The 2,662-nt window shown below is 61.5% G+C and carries 1 protein-coding gene; it reads left to right on the forward strand.

Annotation, left to right across the window (positions count from 1 at the left end):
• Nucleotides 1–2,662, forward strand: a 2,662-nt coding sequence (locus ACOSDR_RS13955; protein WP_420731650.1) for a beta strand repeat-containing protein, incomplete at both ends; no start/stop codon positions are given.

Raw genomic sequence — 2,662 nt, forward strand, 5'->3', positions numbered from 1 at the left:
AGCACCGATGGCAGCGACACGGCGACGACAACGGCCACCCTGCCCGTCTCCGTAACCGGCGTCGCCGATGCGCCGACGCTCTCTGTTGAAGCGGCGAGCGGCAGTGAAGACACAGCCATTACCCTGGATATCAGTTCAGCCCTCACCGATACCGATGGATCTGAGACCCTGTCTGTTGAGATCAGCGGCATTCCAGACGGCGCGGTTCTGACGGCGGATGGTGAGGCTGTCACGGTGACCGATGGCGTTGCGACGCTGACGCCGGCGCAACTGGCGAACCTGACGATCACGCCGCCGGCGAACAGCAGCGATGACTTCGATCTGACCGTGACCGCAACCAGCACTGATGGAACAGACACCGCGACGACAACAGCGACCCTGCCGGTCTCTGTGACAGGTGTTGCCGATGCGGCGACTGTTGCGACAGCGGATACCTCTGGCAATGAAGATACCGCCATTGCACTCGATATCGATGTCACTGGTGTGCAGGATGGCGACAGCGCGTCGATCACGATCAGCGATATCCCGGCCGGGGCGACCCTGTCTGCGGGGACCGTCAATGAGGATGGCTCTGTCACCCTGACACCAGCTGAACTCGAGGGGCTGACGATTACCCCTGCGGCCGACAGTGATGCAGACTTCACGCTCTCTGTCGCGGTCACCACGACCGATGGTGAGAGTGGGGATACCAGCACCGTTACCGATACGCTGGATGTCACCGTTGATGCCGTTGCCGATGCACCGACGCTCTCTGTTGATGCAGCGAGCGGCAGTGAAGACACAGCCATTGCCCTGGATATCAGTTCAGCCCTCACCGACACTGATGGGTCAGAGACCCTGTCTGTTGAGATCAGCGGTATCCCAGACGGCGCGGTTCTGACTGCCGATGGTGAGGCTGTCACGGTGACCGATGGTGTCGCGACGCTGACACCGGCACAGCTTGCGAACCTAACCATCACGCCGCCTGCGAACAGCAGTGATGACTTTGACCTGACCGTGACCGCCACCAGCACCGATGGCAGCGACACGGCGACCACCACAGCGACCCTTCCGGTCTCTGTAACCGGCGTTGCCGATGCACCGACGCTCTCTACTGAGGCAGCAAGCGGCAGTGAAGACACAGCCATTGCCCTGGACATCTCCTCGGCATTGACCGACGACAGCGAGACCCTGTCTGTTGAGATCAGCGGCATTCCAGAGGGCGCGGTTCTGACCGCCGATGGTGAAGCGGTTACTGTCACCGATGGTGTCGCGACGCTGACACCGGCGCAGCTTGCCAATCTCACCATCACGCCGCCGGCGAACAGCAGCGATGACTTTGACCTGACTGTTACTGCCACCAGCACCGATGGCAGCGACACCGCGACGACGACCGCGACCCTGCCGGTTGCCGTCACGGGTGTAGCCGATGCGGCGACTGTTGCGACAGTGGGTGCGGCTGGATCAGAAGATACCGCCATTGCACTCGATATTGATGTCACCGGTGTTCAAGACGGTGACAGCGCGTCGATCACGATCAGTGATATCCCAACGGGGGCAACCCTGTCTGCGGGCACCATCAATGAGGATGGCTCTGTCACGCTGACGCCTGCTGAGCTGGAAGGCCTGACGATCACGCCGGCGGCTGACAGTGATGCGGACTTCACCCTCTCTGTTGCTGTCACCACGACCGATGGTGAGAGTGGCGATACCAGCACCGTTACCGATACGCTGGATGTCACCGTCGACGCCGTTGCCGATACACCGACGCTCAGTGTTGATGCGGCAAGCGGCAGTGAAGACACAGCCATTGCGCTGGATATCAGTTCAGCCCTCACCGACACCGATGGGTCCGAGACCCTGTCTGTTGAGATCAGCGGCATTCCCGACGGCGCGGTTCTGACGGCGGATGGTGAGGCTGTCACAGTCACCGATGGTGTCGCGACGTTGACGCCGGCGCAGCTTGCGAACCTAACCATCACCCCACCGGCAAACAACAGTGATGACTTTGACCTGACAGTCACCGCAACCAGCACCGATGGCAGCGACACGACGACGACGACAGCCACGTTGCCGGTATCGGTCACCGGCGTCGCCGATGCTCCGACCCTCTCTACTGAAGCAGCAAGTGGTTCTGAAGATACAGCCATTGCGCTGGATATCAGCTCTGCGCTGACCGATGACAGCGAGACCCTGTCTATTGAGATCAGCGGCATTCCAGACGGCGCGGTTCTGACCGCCGATGGTGAGGCTGTCACGGTGACCGATGGCGTTGCGACGCTGACGTCTGATCAGCTTGCCAATCTCACGATCACGCCGCCGGCGAACAGCAGCGATGATTTTGACCTCACGGTCACCGCGACCAGCACTGATGGCAGTGACACCGCGACGACGACCGCGACCCTGCCGGTCTCTGTGACCGGTGTTGCCGATGCGGCGACTGTTGCGACAGCGGATACCTCTGGCAATGAAGATACCGCCATTGCGCTGAACATTGATGTCACCGGTGTGCAGGACGGCGATAGCGCGTCGATCACGATCAGCGATATCCCGGCCGGGGCAACCCTGTCTGCGGGGAGCGTCAATGAGGATGGCTCTGTCACCCTGACGCCTGCTGAACTCGAGGGGCTGACGATCACGCCGGCGGCGGACAGCGATGCAGACTTCACCCTCTCTGTCGCGG

Origin of the sequence: Hwanghaeella sp. 1Z406, from assembly GCF_048892425.1 — a bacterium.
Lineage (GTDB): Bacteria > Pseudomonadota > Alphaproteobacteria > UBA8366 > Aestuariispiraceae > Pacificispira.